The organism is Streptococcus sanguinis SK355, assembly GCF_000212855.1.
Lineage (GTDB): Bacteria > Bacillota > Bacilli > Lactobacillales > Streptococcaceae > Streptococcus > Streptococcus sanguinis_A.
On record NZ_GL890993.1, the window covers coordinates 449,136 to 471,290 of the forward strand.

At 42.3% G+C, this 22,155-nt stretch carries 21 protein-coding genes and 1 pseudogene; 2 read left to right on the forward strand and 20 right to left on the reverse strand.

Annotated elements, in window-relative coordinates; all coding sequences use genetic code 11:
* Positions 1-18: 18 nt before the first annotated feature.
* The 4 genes from nrdI to malQ form a co-directional block, all read right to left on the reverse strand.
* Positions 19-507 (reverse strand): class Ib ribonucleoside-diphosphate reductase assembly flavoprotein NrdI, encoded by a 489-nt coding sequence (nrdI, locus tag HMPREF9389_RS09075; RefSeq protein WP_002928356.1) that lies wholly within the window; start codon positions 505-507, stop codon positions 19-21.
* Between the two features lie 62 nt (positions 508-569).
* Positions 570-1,088 carry a hypothetical protein gene (locus HMPREF9389_RS09070; RefSeq protein ID WP_002928357.1) on the reverse strand — a complete coding sequence of 173 codons (519 nt, stop codon included), beginning with the start codon at positions 1,086-1,088 and terminating at the stop codon, positions 570-572.
* Between the two features lie 177 nt (positions 1,089-1,265).
* The gene (gene glgP, locus HMPREF9389_RS09065) at positions 1,266-3,527 is read right to left on the reverse strand and encodes a glycogen/starch/alpha-glucan family phosphorylase (RefSeq protein WP_002928358.1); all 2,262 of its coding nucleotides are present in this window, start codon (positions 3,525-3,527) and stop codon (positions 1,266-1,268) included.
* A gap of 32 nt (positions 3,528-3,559) precedes the next feature.
* Entirely contained in the window at positions 3,560-5,071 is a 1,512-nt protein-coding gene (gene malQ, locus HMPREF9389_RS09060) for a 4-alpha-glucanotransferase (RefSeq protein ID WP_002928359.1), read from the reverse strand.
* 436 nt (positions 5,072-5,507) lie between these two features.
* On the opposite strand from malQ, the gene HMPREF9389_RS09055 reads away from it, so the two are divergent.
* Positions 5,508-6,491 (forward strand): LacI family DNA-binding transcriptional regulator, encoded by a 984-nt coding sequence (locus tag HMPREF9389_RS09055; protein WP_002928360.1) that lies wholly within the window; start codon positions 5,508-5,510, stop codon positions 6,489-6,491.
* A 117-nt stretch (positions 6,492-6,608) separates the two neighbouring features.
* Positions 6,609-8,687, forward strand: coding sequence for a type I pullulanase (gene pulA, locus HMPREF9389_RS09050; RefSeq protein WP_002928361.1), 2,079 nt, complete (start codon positions 6,609-6,611; stop codon positions 8,685-8,687).
* Positions 8,688-8,722: 35 nt separating this feature from the next.
* Here pulA and HMPREF9389_RS09045 read toward each other — a convergent pair whose 3' ends face one another.
* The 16 genes and pseudogenes from HMPREF9389_RS09045 to HMPREF9389_RS08985 form a co-directional block, all read right to left on the reverse strand.
* The gene (locus tag HMPREF9389_RS09045; RefSeq protein WP_002928362.1) at positions 8,723-9,658 is read right to left on the reverse strand and encodes a YitT family protein; all 936 of its coding nucleotides are present in this window, start codon (positions 9,656-9,658) and stop codon (positions 8,723-8,725) included.
* Positions 9,645-11,399 carry an aspartate--tRNA ligase gene (gene aspS, locus HMPREF9389_RS09040; RefSeq protein WP_002928363.1) on the reverse strand — a complete coding sequence of 585 codons (1,755 nt, stop codon included), beginning with the start codon at positions 11,397-11,399 and terminating at the stop codon, positions 9,645-9,647. The genes HMPREF9389_RS09045 and aspS overlap by 14 nt, the downstream gene beginning before the upstream one ends.
* A gap of 170 nt (positions 11,400-11,569) precedes the next feature.
* Positions 11,570-11,782: a hypothetical protein gene (locus HMPREF9389_RS09035; RefSeq protein ID WP_032906234.1), complete on the reverse strand. Its 213-nt coding sequence runs from the start codon at positions 11,780-11,782 to the stop codon at positions 11,570-11,572.
* A gap of 126 nt (positions 11,783-11,908) precedes the next feature.
* Positions 11,909-12,208, reverse strand: a complete 300-nt coding sequence (locus HMPREF9389_RS09030) for a DUF4176 domain-containing protein (protein WP_002928366.1) — start codon at positions 12,206-12,208, stop codon at positions 11,909-11,911.
* 20 nt (positions 12,209-12,228) lie between these two features.
* Positions 12,229-12,891 carry a DUF443 family protein gene (locus HMPREF9389_RS09025; RefSeq protein ID WP_173361643.1) on the reverse strand — a complete coding sequence of 221 codons (663 nt, stop codon included), beginning with the start codon at positions 12,889-12,891 and terminating at the stop codon, positions 12,229-12,231.
* Between the two features lie 2 nt (positions 12,892-12,893).
* The gene (locus tag HMPREF9389_RS0111225; protein ID WP_002928370.1) at positions 12,894-14,192 is read right to left on the reverse strand and encodes a hypothetical protein; all 1,299 of its coding nucleotides are present in this window, start codon (positions 14,190-14,192) and stop codon (positions 12,894-12,896) included.
* A gap of 38 nt (positions 14,193-14,230) precedes the next feature.
* The gene (locus HMPREF9389_RS12205; RefSeq protein WP_002928371.1) at positions 14,231-14,380 is read right to left on the reverse strand and encodes a hypothetical protein; all 150 of its coding nucleotides are present in this window, start codon (positions 14,378-14,380) and stop codon (positions 14,231-14,233) included.
* Complete coding sequence (locus HMPREF9389_RS12210) at positions 14,377-14,544, reverse strand: hypothetical protein (protein ID WP_002928372.1); 168 nt, start codon at positions 14,542-14,544, stop codon at positions 14,377-14,379. Before HMPREF9389_RS12210 ends, HMPREF9389_RS12205 begins: the two co-directional genes overlap by 4 nt.
* Positions 14,537-14,902, reverse strand: a complete 366-nt coding sequence (locus HMPREF9389_RS09020; protein WP_002928373.1) for a hypothetical protein — start codon at positions 14,900-14,902, stop codon at positions 14,537-14,539. Before HMPREF9389_RS09020 ends, HMPREF9389_RS12210 begins: the two co-directional genes overlap by 8 nt.
* The gene (locus HMPREF9389_RS09015; protein WP_002928374.1) at positions 14,899-15,285 is read right to left on the reverse strand and encodes a TIGR04197 family type VII secretion effector; all 387 of its coding nucleotides are present in this window, start codon (positions 15,283-15,285) and stop codon (positions 14,899-14,901) included. Before HMPREF9389_RS09015 ends, HMPREF9389_RS09020 begins: the two co-directional genes overlap by 4 nt.
* A gap of 9 nt (positions 15,286-15,294) precedes the next feature.
* The gene (locus tag HMPREF9389_RS09010; RefSeq protein WP_002928375.1) at positions 15,295-17,601 is read right to left on the reverse strand and encodes an FtsK/SpoIIIE domain-containing protein; all 2,307 of its coding nucleotides are present in this window, start codon (positions 17,599-17,601) and stop codon (positions 15,295-15,297) included.
* 236 nt (positions 17,602-17,837) lie between these two features.
* A complete protein-coding gene (locus HMPREF9389_RS09005) occupies positions 17,838-18,227 on the reverse strand; it encodes a hypothetical protein (RefSeq protein ID WP_002928376.1) in 390 nt (129 codons plus the stop codon).
* A gap of 23 nt (positions 18,228-18,250) precedes the next feature.
* On the reverse strand, positions 18,251-19,189 hold the full coding sequence (locus HMPREF9389_RS09000) for a hypothetical protein (protein ID WP_002928380.1): 939 nt from the start codon (positions 19,187-19,189) through the stop codon (positions 18,251-18,253).
* A 12-nt stretch (positions 19,190-19,201) separates the two neighbouring features.
* On the reverse strand, positions 19,202-21,265 hold the full coding sequence (locus tag HMPREF9389_RS08995; protein ID WP_002928381.1) for a hypothetical protein: 2,064 nt from the start codon (positions 21,263-21,265) through the stop codon (positions 19,202-19,204).
* Positions 21,266-21,272: 7 nt separating this feature from the next.
* Complete coding sequence (locus tag HMPREF9389_RS08990; RefSeq protein WP_002928382.1) at positions 21,273-21,641, reverse strand: hypothetical protein; 369 nt, start codon at positions 21,639-21,641, stop codon at positions 21,273-21,275.
* Positions 21,642-21,657: 16 nt separating this feature from the next.
* A pseudogene (locus HMPREF9389_RS08985) lies at positions 21,658-22,155 on the reverse strand (cell division protein FtsK); the annotation flags it as partial.

The window sequence follows — 22,155 nt, forward strand, 5'->3', positions numbered from 1 at the left end:
CATCAAAAAACGAAAACCTCACTGGTTTTCGTTTTTTTCAATATGATAGAGCTCCTCAATAATCCCTGCAACCTTCTTAATGTCTCCCAACATGCCACGCATTTCAAAATCGGCCAAAACCGGAAATCCGAAGCGCTCTGAATATTGCTTGGCAGTCAAACAGTATTGATTGTTAAAGTTACGATTACCGCTGCCAATGACACCTAGACACTTACTGGCATTCTGACCATAGGCGATAAAGTCCCCCACATCGGTTGTCAGAATTTCTACATCGCCATTGTCGACACCATTGCCACCCTCCAGATAAGTCGGCAGAAAAGCGATAAAAGGATTGTCCATTTCAAAAAAGGGCTGCCCTTCCTTTACTAGGTCTTTGATATGAATCTTCTCTACTTCTATACTTGTATGCTGCTCCAGCAAATAGTCTGTCAGCCGACGGACAAAACTCTCTGTATTGCCGCTCAAGCTGATGTAAACCAAGGAAACCTTTGTCATTTTACTCTCCATTCTAAAAAATAACAGATATTGCTTCTTAAAATTGTAAGCACTTATCTGTTATTTGTCAAATCTTATTCATTTGCAGCTAGTTCTGCTTTTTCAGCCTCTTTTTGCTGCTGGACTAGCTTAAAGATGACGATGGAAAGGAAGATTAGACTAATGACTACTGAAAGGAGGATGGAGAAATTCAGCCCCGTCATCTGTGCCGAAAGAAGAGTTGAGTCTGAAAAAGAAGAAGCTATAATTCCCTTTGATACCACATAAGCATAGGCTGTCGAAATCAAGCCCACAAGAACATCGGCAATGTAGATAAGATTGGCCTTAAATACATCTTTCCTAAAAAGGAAGAAAAGAGCCACTATTAAGAGAATGATGTGCCCGTAAAAAAAGAAATTATTGGCTAGCGAATTCGCCACTTCAGCACTCTTGCTAAAATAAGTTGCATACTGGGATTTTGCTGGTTCTTCTATCTGCTTAAGAATGCTTTTCACTCCAGCATCAGAAGAAGTGAACTTGCTAAAAAGTCCCCACAAGGTTCCTACGGTTGACAAGCCCAGCAAAACATAAAGATAAATTGGTTTCTTTTTCATGAACGCCTCCTGTAAAGAAATATTTTCACTTATTATACACCGAAAAGAAAAAGCTGACAAGACCAAGAGGCTTTCGCCTTTTCAGAAGCCCACACAATAGCTAAGCCCCTATCCATATCTTTTATTCAAAATCAAAGCCGAAACACTGCTGTCTCGGCTTTTTTTATTCAAAGAATATTAGTTGTTCAAGTGCCATACTTCTTCTTCGTATTGAGCGATAGTACGGTCAGATGAGAAGAAGCCAGCTTTGGCGATATTGACGATGACTTTGTCCATCCAAGCATCGCGGTCTTCATAGTCCGCCAGCATGCGCTCTTTGACTTGGATATAGTCTTCCAGATCCAGCAGGGTCATGAACCAGTCCTTGCTGATTAGTTCATTGTAAAGACGTTCCAAGCGTTCAGCTTTACCAACTGCCAATACTTCATCGCTGACGATAAAGTCAACCAACGGCTTGATAGCTTCGCGCGCATAGTACTCACTAGACTTGTAAGCAGATTTTGCATAGAGGTCAATAACAGTCTCAGAATCTTCACCGAAGATGTAGATGTTGTCTTCGCCGACCAGCTCTGCAATCTCAACATTGGCTCCGTCCATAGTACCAAGAGTCAAAGCACCGTTAAGCATGAACTTCATGTTACCAGTACCAGATGCTTCCTTAGAAGCCAGGGAAATCTGCTCAGAAATATCACCAGCCGCAATCAAGAAGCTAGATGCCGTAACATTGTAGTTTTCTACCATAACTACTTGCAGGTGTGGAGCCACTTGAGGGTCATTAGCAATTACTTCTGACAAGCAAAGGATGAGGTGGATGATGTCCTGTGCAATTGTGTAAGCAGGAGCAGCCTTACCACCGAAGAAGACAGTGATTGGACGAGCAGGGATGTTACCAGCCTTGATGTCCAGATACTTGTGGATAACGTACAGAGCGTTCATTTGTTGGCGCTTGTACTCATGCAGACGCTTGATTTGGATATCAAAGATAGATTCTGGATTGATTTCCACGCCTTGTGCTTCCTTCAAGTGACGAGCCAATTTACGCTTGTTATGAGCCTTGATGCCTTCCAATTTTTCTTTAACATTTGCAGCGCCAGTGAATTCCAACAAGCCTTCGAGCTTAGTTGCATCATGGTGCCAGTCGCGGCCCAGCAACTCATCCAGATAATGAGACAGGCGTGGGTTGGCATGCATGAGCCAGCGGCGGAAAGTAATACCGTTGGTCTTGTTATTGAATTTTTCAGGGTAGATATCGTAGAAGGCTTTAAGCTCAGAGTTTTTCAGGATTTCTGTATGCAGAGCAGCAACCCCATTGACACTGTATCCGTAGTGGATATCCATGTGTGCCATGTGCACACGATCGTCCTCATCAATGATTTGCACTGCTGGATCTGCGTATTTAGCTTTAACCCGCTTGTCAAGCTCTTTGATGATAGGTACCAGATGCGGTACTACTTCTTTCAAGAATTCCAGAGGCCATTTTTCAAGAGCTTCTGCCAAAATCGTGTGGTTTGTATAAGCAGTCATCTTCTGTACGATAGCAATTGCTTCATCCAGATCCAAACCACGCTCAGTCAAAAGACGAATCATTTCTGGGATAACCAGAGATGGGTGGGTATCATTGATTTGGATGACAGCGTAGTCTGCCAAGTCGTGCAGGTTGCTACCTTTTTCAATCGCTTCGTCAATAATCAGCTGAGCACCATTTGAAACCATGAAGTATTGCTGGAAGATACGGAGCAATTCCCCTTGCTTGTCACTATCATCTGGATAGAGGAAGAGGGTCAAGTTGCGAGCGATATCTGTCTTATCAAAGTCAATACCGTCTGTAATGATATCTGCATCCACTGAGTCCAAATCAAAGAGACGAAGACGGTTCTTGGTTTCTGTCTTGTAACCAGGCACATCAATATCATAAAGAGTAGATGTCAGAGTGAAGTGAGCAAATGGCACTTGGTAGCTGCGGCTAGAGCGAACCAACCAGTTTTGCTCAGTCAGCCAGAAGTTAGGAATAGTTGTCTGTTCGTTGTTTTTCAAAACCTGTTGGAAAAGACCAAAGTGGTAGTTCAGTCCTACACCATCACCATTGAGACCAAGTGTCGCAATAGAGTCCAGGAAGCAGGCAGCCAGACGGCCCAAGCCTCCGTTACCCAGAGACGGTTCCAACTCAACTTCTTCTACTTCGATCAAGTCCTTGCCAGCATCTGCCAGTTCTTGCTTCACATCATCATAAAGTCCAAGGTTGATCAAGTTGTTAGACAAGAGTTTACCAATCAGGAATTCAGCTGAAATATAGTAGAGTTTTTTCTTACCAGTATTGACTGGCTTTTGAGCGCTGGCTAATTTAGTGTAGTTCAAAAGAGCCAGGTAGAGTTCTTCATTGCTGCAATCAGCAAGATTCTTTGAATAAGTATTTTTGATATAAGTTTGTAAGTTTGACATGATTAATCCTTTCAAGTCTAGTTAGCTATTCTTTATTTGTTAATTAAATCGGTATTCATACGACGGTAAGTCTTAGTCAAGCTGTAAAGCTCACCTTCGACAATTGGATTCAACTCTTCAGCTGTCATCCGCCAAGTCCAGTTGCCACCAATTGTGGATGGATAGTTCATCCGTGCTGCACTGTCTAATTCCAGCAAGTCTTGCATGGTCGCAATGGCCATAAAGCTGACTGAAGCAAAGATTGTGCGCAGCATTGCATGAGGTACTGTTTCGTACTCCTTGCGGTTGGTGTACTGTGCCATGTACTGGCGAGTAGCGTCGTCAATCTCATCCTTGTACCAGCCCAAAACAGTATTGTTATCATGGGTTCCTGTATACATGACTGAGTTGTTTGGCGCCAGATGCGGACTGTCGATGCTTTCATCATCAGGATTGAAGGCGAATTGCAAGATCTTCATTCCTGGGAAACCAGTGCGCTCGCGCAGCTCGATCACTTCGTCCGTCATAAAGCCTAGGTCTTCTGCGATGATATTCAAATCACCCAAAGCTTCCTTGACTGCTGCAAAGAGTTTGTAGTCTGGACCTTTGACCCACTTACCAGAAGCAGATGTTTCTGAGCCGGCAGGTACTTCCCAGTAAGACTCAAAGCCGCGGAAGTGGTCGATACGGACAATGTCGTAAATCTTGAAGCTTTCGCGCAGACGCTCAATCCACCAAGCATAGCCATCTTTGTCCATAGCTTCCCAGTCATAGATAGGATTGCCCCAAAGCTGGCCAGTTTCTGAAAATTCATCTGGCGGACAGCCTGCCACACAGGTCGGTTTGCCAACAGCATCTGTCTTAAAGAAGTGCGGCTGTGCCCACACATCAGCACTGTCAGCTGCCACATAGATTGGCATATCACCGACAATCTCAATGTGATGTTCATTAGCATAGGCTTTTAATCTTAACCACTGCTTAAAGAAGAGATACTGGGTCACACGATGGTAGGTCAGCTTATCAGCCAGCTTCTCACGATAAGAAGCGAGGCTAGCAGCCTCACGGCGACGGATCGCTTCGTCCGGCCACTCTGTCCAAGCTAGATTATCAAAATGCTCCTTGATAGCCATGTACTCAGCGAAAACTTCTAGCCAAGCTGCATTTTGCTCTACAAAGCTCTCATAGTCAGACAGATCGTCTGCTTTCAAGAAGCGAGCTACTGCTTTTTCCATGATTGGACGGCGAGCATCGAAAATCTTTGCATAATCCACTTTTCTAGGATCATCTCCGAAATCAGCTCCCTTGACATCTGCCTCGTTCAACAAACCTTCTTCTATCAGAATATCAAAATCGATAAAGTAGGTATTCCCCGCAAAAGCAGAGAAAGACTGATAAGGAGAATCACCATAACTGGTAGTTCCCAGTGGCAAAATCTGCCAATAGCGCTGCTTGGTGCGAACCAAGAAGTCTACAAAATCATAAGCACTTTGGCCAAAAGATCCGATACCGTACTTACCCGGAAGGGATGAAATGTGCATGAGCACGCCGCTTTGACGTTTTTTCATTTTGTCACCTCTTTATTTTTTCCTCTACGCCTTTTCATTTTTACTTAATGCAAACGTTTGCGTCGACTTGATTATAACCTATTTTTTTTTTTAGTGCAAGGGGTTTTGAATATTTTTTTTAATTTATTTCTTAAAGGCTCTAGGGCTTTTTTAGGACTTCCCTACTGCCCCAATTGTTTAACGTTTTTCTCTTCTTGCAAGCGTTCTCTTTTTGTGTTAAAATGTTCTTACAAACAGAAAACGTTTGCGTTTGCGGAGAAACTGCTTCATACTTGCTTTTTTGACCACAATAGTTAAGCAAAATCACTGGTTGCGATAGCTATTTTTGGCATAGGTTTGCATGACTCTTAGAAAGTAAGTGCTTCTACTAGTAGATTCAAAATAGTTGATGTTATAGAAATGATTTCCAGCAAATGCAGGCCTTTAGGAGGTTTTTATGCGAGTTACTATCAAAGAAGTCGCAAAACTAGCAGGCGTATCCCCCTCTACCGTGACCCGCGTCGTGCAAAATAAATCAACCATCAGTGAAGAAACTAAAAAACGTGTCCGTGCTGCTATGAAGGAGCTGGACTATCATCCCAATCTCAATGCCAGAAGTCTGGTCAGCCAGTCTAGCCAGGTCATCGGCTTGGTCCTGCCGGACGACTCAGATGTCTTCTATCAAAATCCTTTCTTCCCAACTGTATTGCGAGGGATTTCTCAGATTGCTTCTGACTATGACTATGCCATCCAGATCAGCACAGGGCAAGATGAAGCGCATCGCTTGGAAAATCTGAAGCAGATGATTTTAGGAAAACGAGTAGACGGACTGATTTTTCTTTATTCTAAGCAGGACGATCCTTTGGTCGACTTTGCAGTCAGAAATAACTTCCCTTTCCTTATCCTTGGGAAAGCTGTCTCACCTTTCATCTCTCTAGTGGACAACGACAATATCAAGGCTGGCTATGACGCGACCAGATACTTCCTTGACATGGGCTATCGAAAAATCGCCTTTCTGGCCGGGAATAAGGAGCTGGTCGTTTCCCAGGATCGTTACACAGGCTACAAGCAAGCCCTGAATGAAGCAGGCCTGGCTTTTGATGAACGCATTATCAAATTCGCCTTCGGTTTCCTTCTGGAAGACAACAGTTACAAGATTATGGAGGAGCTGCCGCTGGATGAGATTGAAGCTATCGTGACATCTGATACCTTGGTAGCAGAAGGAGCCCTGCACTATCTCAAAGATCAGGACTACCAGATTCCCATTATCACCTTTGACTCTCTCAAACCACGCATTGATGTGGATGCCTATATCGATATCAATGCCCTCGAGCTTGGGAAAGAGTCTTTCCGGACCCTCTTCCAAATCATCAAAGACAATAAAGAAGACAAGCAAATCTGCTATCGCCAGCTGATTCCGCATAGCATCAGCACTCGCTAATCCGAGTGCTTTTGCTCATTTATCAACGATTCACTGAACGGCCTTGTCCCACCCCAGGGCAGAGCCTAAACTCAAAACAATTACCCGATGAGAAACTGACAAAGAAAGAGGAAAAACATGGCCTTTCGTATTTTTCAAGCCTATTTAGATGACGAAAACATCATCACCATCGAACTGGAAAAGAGCTTTGATGCCTACTCCATCCACTTTACACTAGAAGACAAGCACAGCTCCAGCCCCTTAACTATCAAAAATATCAACAATCAGGAAAATCGGATTATCTACACCGTGTCGGCTAATGAGCCCATTGACCTGACGCAGTCCTACAAGGTCTATGACCAAGACCGCAACCATACCGACCTGCAGTACCGCCATATCGTGAAAAAGCCTATTTTCGATGAGATTTTTGACTATGCAGGCGACGATTTGGGAGCTCAATACAGTCCCCAAGCCACCGATTTCAAACTCTGGGCACCTATTTCCGAAAAAGTCCTCCTGCATCTGAAAGATCAGGTTCACCATCTCAAACGTCTGGATAGGGGAGTCTGGCATGCAAGGATTGAGGGAGATTTAGAAGGAGCCTCCTATTCCTATCTCCATAAGATCAATGGCAAGTGGGTAGAAGTCCATGATCCCTACGCCCTATCCTCAGATGTCAATTCGGGCAACAGCTATGTCATCGATTTAGACAAGATTAAAAAGCCTATCAAACGAGCAAAAACACAGTTGGATCCAACAGAAGCCGTTATTTATGAAATGAGCGTCCGCGATTTCTCTATGCAGAAAGAAGTTGGTTTCTCCTATCCTGGAAAGTTTGCCTCGCTGAGCGAATCTCCAGTCGTCCACGGTCAGAAGTTCGGTCTGGACTATCTGAAAGAGCTAGGTATCAGCCATGTGCAGCTTATGCCTGTCTACGATTTTGGCAGCGTTGATGAAAAGCATCCTGAGCTCGTCTACAACTGGGGCTACGACCCTGTCCAGTATAATGTACCAGACGGCAGTTTTGCCAGCGACCCACGAGATCCCCATGCCCGTATCATAGAGCTGCAGGCGGCCATTACTGCCTACCACAATGCTGATATCAGCGTCATCATGGATGTGGTCTACAATCATGTCTATGACGCCAACAGCTATGCTTTTGAAAAAATCGTGCCCGGCTATTTTTTCCGGCTCAATGACATGGGCTACCGGACCAACGGAACCTTCTGCGGCAATGATGTAGCCAGTGAGAAAGCCATGGTCCGCCGCTATATCAAGCAGTCGGTCAAGCAATGGGTTAGCCTCTATGGTTTTGACGGCTTCCGCTTTGATCTGATGGGGATTTTAGATATCCAAACCATGCAGCAGATAGCTGACGAACTCAAGGCGCTCTATCCTAACATCTATCTCTATGGTGAAGGCTGGCAGATGGATACTGGATTGGCAAATGAGCGATTGGCCCATCAGTACAATGCTTCCCAACTGCCCGATTATGGATTTTTCAGTGACCATTTCCGCGACAGTCTCAAGCAGACCATCGCCCAAGGCCGGCAAATTGAGAGCAAGACTCCTGCCAGTCAGCTTGAAAATGTCCTGACAGCCAATGTTGGTCTAAAAGGCGAGGCTCACTTCACAGCGCCCCAGCAGGCCATTAATTATGTCGAGTGCCATGATAATGCAACGGTTTTTGACTATTTTGATATCGTCAACCCTGCTATCACCCTACGGGATCGGCTGGCCAATTCGCGGCTGGCTCTCCATCTCGTCCTTTTGGCTCAAGGTGTGCCCTTTATCCACAGCGGTCAGGAATTTTTCCGGACTAAAAATCTGATTGACAACACCTACAATATGCCCGACGAAATCAATAAACTAGACTGGCTGCGCTCCCTGCATTACACAGAAGACATTGCTTTTATCAAGAAGCTGATTGCCTTCCGCAAGGCGCATCCGCTGCTGCATCTAAAGACCAGCACTGCCATCAAGCAAGCCTGTCAGGTCAACTGGCTGACAGATAGTCTATTGGAGTACAAGATTCAAGACAGCAAGGAGAGCATGACCATTGTCATCAACTTTGGCATCCAAGAGGCTGTCTACGAAAACAAAAACAAGCAAAAGCTACACCTCCAATACCCAGCCATTGATGCCCAAAAACCAATCGCACCACTAGCTGACAGTTACAGCCTAACTGGCAAGCAAGTGATTGTGTTGAAATCATAAAAAAAGAGACTAGGTCTCTTTTTTTGTGCACTATTTCACTCCTCCACAAAGAGTCCCAAGATATGGACATTGTCTGCGACGGAGACGAAAGCAGCCGGATCTGTATGCTTCATGATTTGCTTGAATTCATTAAACTCAGCTCGGGTGATAACCGTCACCAGAACAGCTTTTTGTTCATGATTGTAAGTTCCTTCTGCCCCATGGATAACTGTCGCCCCACGATGCAGCTTGTTATGAATCTTATCAATCACCCTATCCGGATGACTAGTGATAATCATAGCCTGCATGCGCTTCTGCTTGGTAAAGACCGCATCCGTCACTCGACTAGACACAAAAATAGTAATCATGGAGTACAACGCGTATTCCCAGCCAAAGGTCAAACCCGCAATCAGCATAATAATGCCATTGACAATCAAGGAAATATTCCCGACATTCCGGCCTGTTTTTTTCCGAACAGTCAGACTGACAATATCAGTCCCACCGCTGGAAATACTGGACTTAAGGGCAAAGCCAATCCCTGCTCCCATGACCACACCCCCGAAAAGGGCGTTGATAATAGGATTATCAGTCAGGGTTACTTCTGGCACAAACTGGATAAAAAGCGAGCTCATGGTAACCGTGATAAAGGTGAAAATGGTAAATTTATGCCCAATCTGGTACCAGGCCAGGATCATGAGCGGAATATTAATGGCGTAAAAGGTCACAGAAACCGGAATGGTAAAACCTAAGAAACGAGTACTGAGGGCAGTAATGACCTGCGCCAGACCAGTCGCACCGCTGGAATAAACATGCCCCGGCTGAAAGAAGAAATTGACTGCAACAGCTGACAAAAAGCCATAGACAAGCGAGGCAGAAATCTTCTCATCGTACTTCTCACGCGAGATACTCTTTAAAGACCGCAAAATCTTGAAATTATAAGCAAACCTGCGGATATAATAGCGAAAGAGTTTATAAAAATTAGTCTTCTTCATGTGCTTCCACTTGTAAACTTAATTCCTCTAATTGAGCGACCGATACTGGACTAGGTGCCTGTGTCATTGGATCAGAAGCCTTGTTATTCTTTGGAAAGGCAATGACTTCACGAATATTTTCTTCACCAGCCAAGAGCATCACAAAGCGGTCCAAGCCCAAAGCCAAGCCGCCATGCGGTGGAAAACCATAGTCCATAGCCTCCAGAAGGAAGCCAAACTGCTCAGTAGCTTCTTGATTTGAGAATCCAAGCGCCTTGAACATCCGCTCCTGCAAGTCTTTCTGGTTGATCCGAAGACTTCCGCCACCCAGCTCATAGCCATTGAGGACGATATCATAGGCCACAGCCCGTACCTTGCTCAGGTCTCCTTCTAGCTCTTGCTCAGAATCTTTCTGAGGCAGGGTGAACGGATGGTGGGCGCTCATGTAGCGACCCTCTTCTTCTGACCATTCAAACATGGGCCAATCCACTACCCAAAGGTAATTGAATGTATCTGGGTCAATCAAGTCCAACTCTTTACCCAAGCGTACACGAAGAGCTCCCAAAGCAGCATTGGCCACTTCCAAAGTATCAGCCACAAAGAGAACTAGGTCATTATTTTCAAGCTGTAAAGCTTCTGTCAACTGGCTTGTCAGGTCTGTCAAGAACTTAGCCACTGGCCCAGCCAACTCACCATCAGCCACTTTTACCCAAGCAAGCCCCTTGGCACCATGCTGTTTCGCTTGCTCTGTCAGCTTGTCGATGTCCTTACGAGAGTATTTATCTGCAGCATTTTTCACTACGATAGCCTTGACAGCTGGAGCTTCTGAAAAGACCTTGAAGTCAACTCCCTTGACAAGCTCTGTCAAGTCCTGCAGCAACATCTCAAAACGAGTATCAGGCTTATCAACACCATAAAGAGCCATAGCATCATCATACTTCATGCGAGGGAAAGGCAGCTCAACGTCAATGCCCTTAGTTTCCTTCATAACACGAGCAATCAAGCCTTCTGTAATATCCTGAATCTCCTGATCAGACAAGAAAGAAGTCTCCAAGTCCACCTGAGTAAACTCTGGCTGACGGTCACCTCGCAAGTCCTCGTCCCGGAAGCATTTAACAATCTGATAATAACGGTCAAAACCAGCGTTCATCAAGAGCTGCTTGGTAATCTGCGGACTCTGAGGCAGAGCGTAAAAGTGCCCCTGATGGACCCGGCTAGGCACCAAGTAATCACGCGCCCCTTCCGGTGTTGACTTAGATAGGAAAGGCGTTTCCACATCAAGGAACTCCAGCTCGTCCAGATAATTGCGGATAGAGTGGGTTACCTTGGCGCGGAGCTTGAAGTTTTCTAACATCTCTGGCCGGCGCAAGTCCAGATAACGGTAGCGCAAGCGCGTATCGTCATTCACCTCAATGCCGTCTTTGATTTCAAAAGGAGTCGTCTTGGCTGTATTTAAGACAATCAGGCTCTCCACATGCAGCTCCACGCTTCCTGTCGCCAGCTTGTCATTGACCTGCTCCCGCGCAGCCACCTTGCCTGTCACCTCTATCACATACTCACTGCGCAGACTTTCTGCAGTTGCCATGACCTCTGTAGCCACTGTCTCAGGATTGATGACCAGCTGCATAATGCCTTCGCGGTCGCGCAAATCAATGAAAATCAAACCGCCCAAATCCCGACGGCGGGCAACCCAGCCCTTCAAAGTGACTTCCTGACCAACATGCTCCTTGCGAACACGCCCAGCATACATAGAACGTTTCATCTTTACTCTCCAAATTTTTAATTCTGTTACTATTTTACCACAAAGAGCCTAAGAAAGCCCTTCTGTCCGTTCTTTTTCTGAAAAATATTAAAGCTCTACATGACTAATGCTGATAGTTATGGCAAAAGGCCTGAGGCAAACGACCTCAGACCCACTGTCTACTCTATAGATTATTCCTTTTTCTTGCTGTCCTCATAAAGACTAGGCGCAAACGCTTTTGTCACCATGGCCGTCACAAAGCGAAAACCTCCCGCTGCCAGACCAAAAATCGGCGCCAAAGCACGGAAGAAAAAATCCCCCCGCATAAAATAACAAAGCAGACCAGTAATCACAAAGATAGCCAAACCCTGCACCACAACCACCAATAATATTTTCTTCATTATTTCCTCGACTTTCTATAGACCATTATAGCATAATATGCAGTGCAACATCTTTTAAATCCTCTGCGACATTAAAGACGACATCATATAAATGACTGAATAAAAAAAGGCGCAAAAGCGCCAGTTGATTTAAGATTTTGTTTGACCTCTTTTTATTGTATCAATATTATCGGAAAGCCATTTTTGATAAAGCTTAACAAAGCGCTCTTCCTCTTCATCACTATAACCTTTATAAACAACTTTATCTATGTCCTCTTGATTGAAATAAAAGAGTTGCTCAGGATTTAATCCCATTGGGTAAAAGGCAGCAGAATAGTCAAACAAGACGCTTTCTCCTTCCTGTTCTATGGTAACCCCACGGTTGAGAATCATGAGTTTCTGACTTCCATCTTTTAAATAAACAATTGTTCCAATTGGCAAAATAAACATTTATTTTAATTCCTTTCAGTTTATAATTTTTCTATTTTTTCAAAAATAATATCTTGCTTTTCGTAACTTTCTCTGAGCGGTAACATACCTAAAATCAACGAAAAGAAGCCCAATAACAAGAGACAACTAATGATTAGAATGGAACCCTCTGTTCCATTATCAATGAATGTATAAAATCCAAAACATCCTAAAAACACAGCGAAAATAAAAGGGAGAAGTCTGTACAGTTTTAACTGACGCCGTGACCTTGAGCGTTTGAATGTTATTTGATACTTTGATTTTTTATTTGAAAGCTTTTGATAAACCCTATAACGAACCCCTAAAACAATGAACCAAAAAATAACATAAGCTAAAACGATAAATAGGACAAATAATCCTAATTTAAAAGGAAAATTATGACTAATGTCATAACTCATAAAAGAATTAGTCACGAGCCTATAACCAGCTCCACCTATTACAACTCCTATTGCTATACCAAGCGTTTTACTCATAGTTGGAGACAAACCCTCAAAACTCGTATCTCTTTTATCTAACTTTAACATTTTCGCAGTGATTTCATTAGGAAGAGAGCCCCAGAAATAAGTTTTAGGACTAATGGTCGTCATATCCAAAAGATATTTTTCGCCCTCTACTTCCACAATTTTATGAAAAGTTTTATTTGTTTCTTTAAATTTTAGTTCCATGTTCACCATCCAAACACTTTTTGAACTGATTTGATACCTGAATCAAAGGCTTTACCGACATCCTTAATACCTTTATCAAGATTATCCCCCATTTCGTTTGCTATATCTTTAATACCCAAAAAGTTATTTTCATATGCTACATTTGCAACTACACTAGCTACTATCCCTGCTCCAATTGCCCAACCAACAGGATTACTTAAGACTGCAGCCGCTACTGTTGTCATACCCATGGCCTCCGCTGCGACAGCTGTTCCCACAGTCAAAGTCTCTGCTATAACTGCTGTTGTCATAACATTAGTGGCAGTATGTGTAAAGGCTCTTCCTGCATTCTCATCGTTAAGGTTATTCATAAAGTCCAGGCCCATAAATACCGAACTAATCCCTGAAATTCCAACAGAAGAATTAGTTCCTGGTATAGGAACATCAAACTCTGAAATAGTAGCTCCCTTGACGAAGTTCATAACATTGGTTTTGGTTAAAGCATCAGTATATCCTTTACTATCTGCGTAATATGAAATATTTATATTACCAAGTTTATCGGTAGTAGGAAAATACTTGAAATAATCTGATATCTTTGGATTTTCAACTTTGATTTTATCAATGCCATATTTACTACCTTCTTCAAGAGAGGTACTCAATACAGTGCTCAAAAATTCGCCCCAGTTATCATTATTTACCTTGCCTTCAGTCTGATTCTGGATGTATTTTTTCGTCTTATCTGGAATTTTATCTTGTCCATGTTTCGCACCATATAGAGCTATCAGTTGAATATCTCTTTGTGTCAGCTCTTGATTATTATCAACTTTTTTAAGAACCGCTTTGTAGCCATCAGCTATTTCTTGCGCAGCCCGTTTTTCAGTTTCCATTTGAGACATGGCTTGCTTAATATTCTCTGGCAAGTCTCTAGCTGGATAGCGACTCTGATAGGCTTGGATAGCTTTGATGTCTTTCTCATCAAGTTTCTTCAGTACTTTCTGATAGTTCTTATCTATCTCGGCTTTCTTAGTCCACTCACCTTCAATATTTTTAGCCCACTTCATATCGTTCGAGTGACTCGGAAAAGTACCCCCAAAATTCGCGAACTCTGTTTGTACCTGGTTTATCCCAGTCACGATGTTCCCCAACAGACCATCTATAGATTTGATCCCATCTTCACCACCAAAAACAGCATTAGAACTGCCCGCAAAGAGATTAAGTTTTCTGAGTTGCTCCATTTTCTTATTCTTCTCAGAAGTAAGGTCGTCCATGCGCGCAGAGATACTTTGCAGACTAGATGGACTCACATCGTCATTTTTCTCCATGGCACGATAGACTCCTCGTAACCCTGCCAGACTGCTCTCTAGCCCTCTAATATCTCTTTCCAGTTCAGCAGAGTCCAGATCTTCACCACAGACTTCTGCTCGATATTGCTTGGCAGTTTTGGTACAGCTTCTCCTAGACTTTCTGCATACATCAGCGCCCCCTTAATTAAAGGGATAATTGTGCTCATTCCATAGTTTTTCCCTGAATCATAGGCTGCACCTGTAAGTTCACCCGTACCATTGAAATAGTCAGGGCACTGATTGCTTGATTGTAGGCTGTCACTCGTGCTTGAGCGACAGATGACATTGTGGAGCCTTGCTTGTCCGAACTCCCTAAAACCATTTTAACCATGTTCTTTCCTTTCTGATGTTTCAGACAGTAGTTTACTTCGAGAATCAGCTAAAAGATCCAGCTGATTCTGTAATTTCGTCTCTTTCTTTTTCAGTGCTTCTCGTCTGTTGTGTCCCCATTCTTCAATGATAGTTCCCACTCCTTCAACGTCTAGAAGCAAGTCTTGATAGATCTGGCTATCCTTAGCAGATACTGCTAAATTCTGTAGCTCACGAAGTGGTCGAAGACTAGAGAGATGTAATTCAAAAAGCTCACTTTCTGTTCTCTGCAATTTTTTCTTCTCCAAGAAAAGTCTTTCAAGAGAAACCTCCGTTTGTTTCGATTTCTTCTCAATTTCCTCAAGTGTCTGTTTTTTCATTCAGCCTCCGAAAATAAAGATGCATTTGGTTCAAATGCTATCTCGTCGCCACCTGCATAAGATCCTGAATCTGTGGCAGGAACAGCACTAGTAGCTGGCAAAACAGAAGTATTTTCTTGGATTTCAGAAGCGATTTGATTGTCCATCGCTACAAACTCTGCCGCCGTACTTTGGATTAAGCTGACGAAATCAGATAAAACAACCGAGATAGAAGATGCAGATTCGGCTTCTTTAGGAATTCTTTCGCCTGCTGTAGTATTTCCCGGATACTTACTTGAAGCATCCATAGTGACTTCACCAACTGACTTGATGCTAGATGCGGCATTCCCAATACCTGTTGCAATAGAACTAGCTAATTCTTCTGTACTTTGAAATTGTGACATATTTCTCTCCTAATAATTTCTTGTGATTTTCAGTTTGATAACTTGCTTGCGTGAGTGTAAGTAAATTTCATCTGGTTCTGGACGTACCTCTTTATTATTATATGGTTTGTCCAAGAAAGTTTGATCCATCAGACGCATACCAAAGATAACCCATTGAACATTTGTTTTGATGTATCTAGGAATTGCATCAATACTTGTCCCAATATAGGTATAATCACCACCAATAATAAATCTCATACCCACTCGATGCCCGTTTTCAAACAGAAATTGCAATTGTTTTTCACTTATATCGCTTTCAGATACTAACGCTTTCAGATTTGGTATAAAAATTAACCAATCAGACGAAAGTCCGTTTTCTAGACGACGCTCTACCTCGTATACTAGCTGACTGCCAATATCCGTTAGTTCCTTCTTACTGCCAACATAGGTTTTCACTTGCTTACTATATGACTCGTACTCTTGGAAAGCGTCAATTAACATCACATGAATATTTGGCATAATATGAAGAGCGACTTTTAATAAGTGTTGAGTAATATTATCAAAAGCATCTTCCGCATTCGATAAATAAGCTAAGTGTTTGAATCTGTTGAGAGAGAGACTAACACTCTCTACCATTTCCATTTCAAGTCCAATCGGAATTTGAGCATTTTCAACCGCTTCTTGTACACTAGGTGTTTGAGCAAATTCTGCCTCTGTCAACTCCTCAGGTACCATCGGAATGGCACTTGGCCGCTGTCCAGTCCAAGCTTCTTGGAGAGAAGCGACTTCTTGACGCAGGTTGTTGAGGACTTGCGCATCATTGGCACCTGCTACTGGCAGATCCAACTGGATAACATCAACCTCGTCACGCTTCATGAGCGCTCGGCCCTTGATGTCTTCCATCGTTTTCGCCAGTGGGGTAGACCCCACGATAGAGCGGACTTCTCCCACATCATTCTGCGGCAGACTCAGCTGGTGCTTGAAGTTAGCATAGAACTGGGCCCGTAGGTTAGACTGACGGCCCGCTGTCACCAAGAGGTGGACACCGATGCTGAGACCTTCACGGGAGATCCGTACCAAGAGCTTGAAGAGCTCCGCTTCATAGGCTTCCTCCTTCATGGACTCATAGCTATCCAGCAGGATAACGATAGCCGGCTCTTCCTGACCGCTAGCCTGACGGTAGAGCTCCAATGTCCCAACGCCGTAGTCCGATAAGAGCTTCTTACGCCGGTTGAGCTCCCGCTCCATGATTCGTACAAACTTGGCAATCTTCTCCGTCTGATCCAAAAGCAGGGTATCGGCCACCTGCGGTAATTGACCCAGTGGCGCTAGACCATTGGTCCCGAAGTCCATCAGGTAAAGCGTGACATCCTTGGGACTGAACTTGCGAGCCAAGTCCATAGCCGCACTCTGCAGGAAGGTTGTCTTCCCTGTACCAGGACTTCCGTAGAGCAGGATATGCCCATCCTTGGACAGGTTGACTGAGACCGGCTCTTGCTTCTGCGCCTGCGGGATATCCGCCATTCCCAGAAGGACGGAGACCGGCTGCTTTTGTTCCCAAGCTTCCTGCGGCTGGATAGGTTCCAGCTCCTGCAGGGTCATCCGCTCTTTGAGCGCTAGTTTAAAGCGGGAGTTGGACCAGATCTGGTCATCCACCACCCCAGAGGGCTTTTGAGTAGCCAAGATCAAGTGAACCCCAAGGGAACGCCCAACCCGAGCGATAGATACCAGCTCCTTGATAAAGTCAGGCTGGTTGACCTTGAGCTCTGCGAACTCATCCGAGATGAGGAAGAGATGGGGCAGGGGTTCAGTTGCTTCCCCGTTCTTAAATTTCTTTTGATATTGGTTGATATGATTGACTTCAAACTCTCTGAAGAGCCGCTCCCGGCGGTGAATCTCCGCATTGATGGAAGCCAGCGCCCGCATGGATTGGGCCCCGTCCAAGTTGGTAATGGTTCCCAAAAGATGGGGCAGGTTCTTGAAGAGATTGGCCATTCCCCCACCCTTGTAGTCGATGAGGAGAAAAGCTACATCGTGTGGGTGGAAGTTGACAGCCAGACTCAGGATATAGGACTGGATGGTCTCTGACTTCCCGGATCCCGTTGTCCCGGCAATCAGCCCGTGCGGTCCGTGAGCCTTTTCATGCAGGTTGAGGTAGACCAGGTCTTCCTTGCCCCGCAGGCCGATAGGCACCGCCAAACTCTTATACGGCGCATTCTGTTGCCACTTTTGCAAGACTTGCAGATCCGAGAAGGTCTCTGCCCCATACATCTCCATAAATGTCACAGTATCAGGGATTGAGCTCTTGAGATTCTGCAGGTGATTGAGCGGCGCCAAGGTTTGTCATTTTGTTTTTTTTTGAAGGAATAGCAGAGCAGGGAAACGAGTCCCAAAAATATAGAGTTTTCAAAGTACTAAAAGGAAAATGTCCTTGTTCCATTATACCATACGAGAGATAGGATGGAGAAGGGAAGATAATGAATGAGACAGGAGTAAAAAAGAGAAGAATAGAAGAAAACCACTTGAAAATGAATTCAAGTGGTGATAAACATAAAAATTCTAGCATTATATAATTACGGATACTGAACTTTTTTCTTAGATTTAGTGTTACCTTTCTGTTTGGCTTTGTTTTGCCGTTCTTTTTCTTCTGCCTGCATTTGCTTGGTTGACTTTCCATTTGAAAAAGATTCAGTTATATTGTTTTTAATTTCTTTTGCTAAATCTCCGTCCACCTTAGCAAAAGCATCCGCTATTGAATTCAGATATTTATCCAGATTTTCTACAGTATCGCTCATATCAGTAATTATTTGTTTTACTGAGCTAGTTGCTGCTGATAATTTTTCTGTTGCATCTGATTCTATTAAATCAGATGATTTCTCTGCCAAATGGCTATCTGCAACCTTGAAACTTGCTTCAACCCCCTTTATGTGGTCTGGGCTAATTCGTTTAGTATCAGTTCCCATTGTGTCTCCTTTCTATTTTTTGACTATTGAATTCCTATATCTTGTAAGAGATCGCTATCTTGAGGTATCAGGGGTGAAAGGCTATTAAGAATATCCTTCGGACTCCGACTTTTATTAAAAGTTGGATAATAGGCACTGTTCTTTTCTTGCAGAATTTGATAAGCCTTAGGATACTCTTTCTGAATTGGGAGATTATTACTTTGTTTAAAGAATTCCTTTTTGAAATTTACAGTGTTGTAGTTGAAGTCAATTCCAAATTTAAGCAATCTATCTCCCGGTAAATTTTCCCCTTGATAATCTTTATTAATTGAATAATATAAGCTCTCAATTTTTTTCCCACCTTGCTGAAAATCAATCACTTTGCCCGCTTCCAAATCAACATAATATGCTTCAACAACTCTCTCGGAATCTCGTTTACCATTTATTGTTTTTTCCACATATTTAGCGATATTTATTAGAAGCACTTCACGCCCGTCCGATGTTTTCGCTACATAAGGCCCTATATCAAGATTCCAGTCGTCACCCTTAGAATGAAGCCATTTCAGCATATCAATCTCTTTCTTTCTTAGAGTTTGATCTTTCGTATCATAAATCAATAAACGATATGTACTCTCTCCTTTTTCTCTTGACATTATTTTAATATTCTTCCTAATGATAAATCGCTCCCCCATAGTAACGACATCATCATTACTGTATTCCACTTTTCTTTTAGGATCATTTTTTATATGTTTCCGAATTTCTTTATCCTCTTCTGGATCTTTACTAATCCATTGTGCTACTAAACCCTTATCACCCAAAAAGACATGATCGCCAATTTCGAAATCACCACTATATGTATATACGCTATTGTAATAATCTTCCTTCTCTTTTTTAGTTTGCTCGTCCTGATAGTATTTCCAAACAAAGAAACCACTAACCACAATAAGCACAGAAGACAGAATTAAAAACTTTTTAAAGGTCATACTTCGTTCTCCTTAATATTCATACTTCTCATTTAAGTATAAAATATATTTTTCAACTCCATTATTTGCAGTCGAATCTTCTTGGCCAATAATACGATTCAATGCCGATGTTAGATTATCAATCTGATTTTGATTCATATCTGTAATCTTCTGATCAGATTTCCCCATAAGATAGTTCTTGGTCTCCTTATCAACTTCCACTTGATTATTTTTAATTTGTTTTTCTATCCACTGTTCAGGAGTTAAACCACTCTGGGCAGCTTCTGGAACTTTTGTCTCCACATATCCTAGCATACCTCTATCGTTCATTTCCTCTGCCCGTAGAGTCGCATTAAAATCATAGTAAATAGAAGAGTCTGTATAGGTTTTTTTGTCACCTTCAAGATACCAAGTTCCTTTTTTCAAGTACTCACCGATACTCTTTTGAGTTTGTTCTAACTTCTCTTGCTGAAGTTGGTCTACCTTGCTATTAAAAGCAAACTGTGCCTTAGCAACATTTGAGATTGCACTCAAGGCATTGCTTCCCTTTTTGCTTGGATTATAGTCGCTAAGTGATGCAAGCCCCTCAGACTTCGACTCATCATCCCCAGAAAATGATTGTAAAAGTTCTAGAACAGTTACAGAGCCAGGGAGAATAGTATTAACAATCCCTTTACTAACAGATACAGTTACATCTTCCTGAAATGCTTCTAAGGCATCTTCTCGAGCCTTCTGAAGTTCAGCAGCTTTCGCTTTGTTATAGACTAGATTAGCACCAATACCAGCCATTGTGCCACTTCGATAAGTCTCAGTGGTAGTCTCATCTTTAATAGGCTGATCTACCGCAACAGTGTCCAAAACATTCTTTCTTTCAAAAGCTTTTATGTTTGTAGAAACAGAAAATGTAACTCCACTATTTGTAATATCAATATTTTTCATTCTCTTCGTAGTGGTTGTTGACTTAAAAGTTGGTATCTTGTAAGTCTCATGTGCAAGCTCAGATATCTCTGTGCCATACCCAATATCTAAAAGATTAATAGACTTCATCAGACCGATAAACTCATTTACATTTGTTAACCGTTCCTGATCTCGCCCAATTTTAGGATCATTCGGATTTTTTGCATGATTTTGTTTCATATTTGCGATTAAAGTCCAAGCTTCCCTATCTCCAGCTTGCAACATTGAAGTCGTAAATTGATCCACCTTAGTTGTTGGCTCATCCCCCATTGCACCTACAAAATGATTTAATTTTTTCTCTGCTAGTTTATCACCTTTTTTGCCACGTATAACCCAATCAGTAACTTCTGCAGAAAGTACATTATACGCACTTTCGCTAATTTCTTCAGGACGTTGCTTCATAATATTACCTGGTGACTCGCTAAGAACATCTTTGACAACCGAAGCATCAACATCATTGGACATTGAATCCAGATAATACATTTTGTCCTTCGTCAAAACTTTGTGACTGATACTGTTCATAACAAAGTCTGCTGGCATTCTTAAAATTGATTTAGCATTATTAACATCTCTTTGGAGGCGATTTATTGTCTCAGTTGTCTCATCTAACCCTTGAACAAAAGTTCTATGCGCCCCATCAACCGCATTGTGAGTGTTCGTTCGGTTTGTTGATTCCGTTGACAATTCTTCCTCTGCTTTTGATTGAATAGGGCTTAAATTAATACTATCAATTTCTAATAATTGTGTGGCCGTATCTAGTGCAGGTTGAAGTTCAGACTTGACTTTTGAAACCGCAGTAGTCTGATCACCAGTTAATGTCTTTGTTACAGTACCTCTCCCACTTTCTGAAGTCCAAGCTTTCACTTCAAAACCAGCATTTTTGACAGTTGAACTAAACACAGTGTTAGTTTTAGAATATTTTTCTAGAGCCTCTGGAACTTTATGAAAAACTTTTTCTTGTAATAGATTTAGTTTATTGTAAAAAGCCTCCAATGCATCAAGTTCTGAATTTTGTTTTTTTAACGAAAACGTTCGCTCTGTATCACTGACAGCAGCTGAATAACTTTTTGAAAATTCTGAAATAGATTTCCCGTAGTCTTCTATACCAGGTAAATCATGCACTTTTATAATATCACTCATAAAATTATTACTCCTTTGCTGTAGCTATTAGTCCTGATAAAGTGGCCATTGAAGCATTGCATAGCGATGCTTCGACCCCCAGCACTAATATTTTTGTGCTGAGCCGTCCCGCAATATCATCTTTATGTTTTGTAAATTCATCTGATGCTGTCTTTACAGTCTTTTGCTCTGTTTCCGTTTCATTTTTGTATGCTGTACCAGCTAGATTATAAGTATGTTTGATGTTACCATGATCTTTTAAGATATAATCTATAGTAGTTGAAACTCCATTTAAAGTCTTTAATGCATCTGATAGTGCAGATATTTTAGTATTTAATGCATCATATCTAGCACTAACTTCATTATATTTTTGAATTAATTCTGCTTTATTTCCCATTGTATCTCCTATTACTTTATGGTATCAAAACCTTAATAGTTGTTAATTGATTATCAACTACATAATAATGTAGCTGCCCTTCCAATGCTGCTTCTCTTAGAGGTTTATTGACAGCACTTAATATACTCTGGTCATTAAATCTAATAGCTAAAATAGCTTGTTTATAAGATTTAACTTGCTTAGATGCCATATCAATATTTCTACTTATAGCTGGCGAAGCCATTACGACAATACCATATCCAACTTTAAGACCCTTTTCTAATAGATAAGTCAATTGGTCAATACCATCTTGTGATAATTCTTGAAGTAAATCAACCATATTGTAAATAATGATAGTAGCATCATGAGAGACAATATTCTGCTCCAGTCTTTCATTAATACGTTTATTCATATCTTCAAGTGACTCTAAAACTTCCTCAGCCGATGAAAAGACAAATAAATTATCAGAATCTGATAAATTATGATACTTCGGGGCTAGCACAATCACCTTCTGCTTGCCTCGTGCAATCTGCTC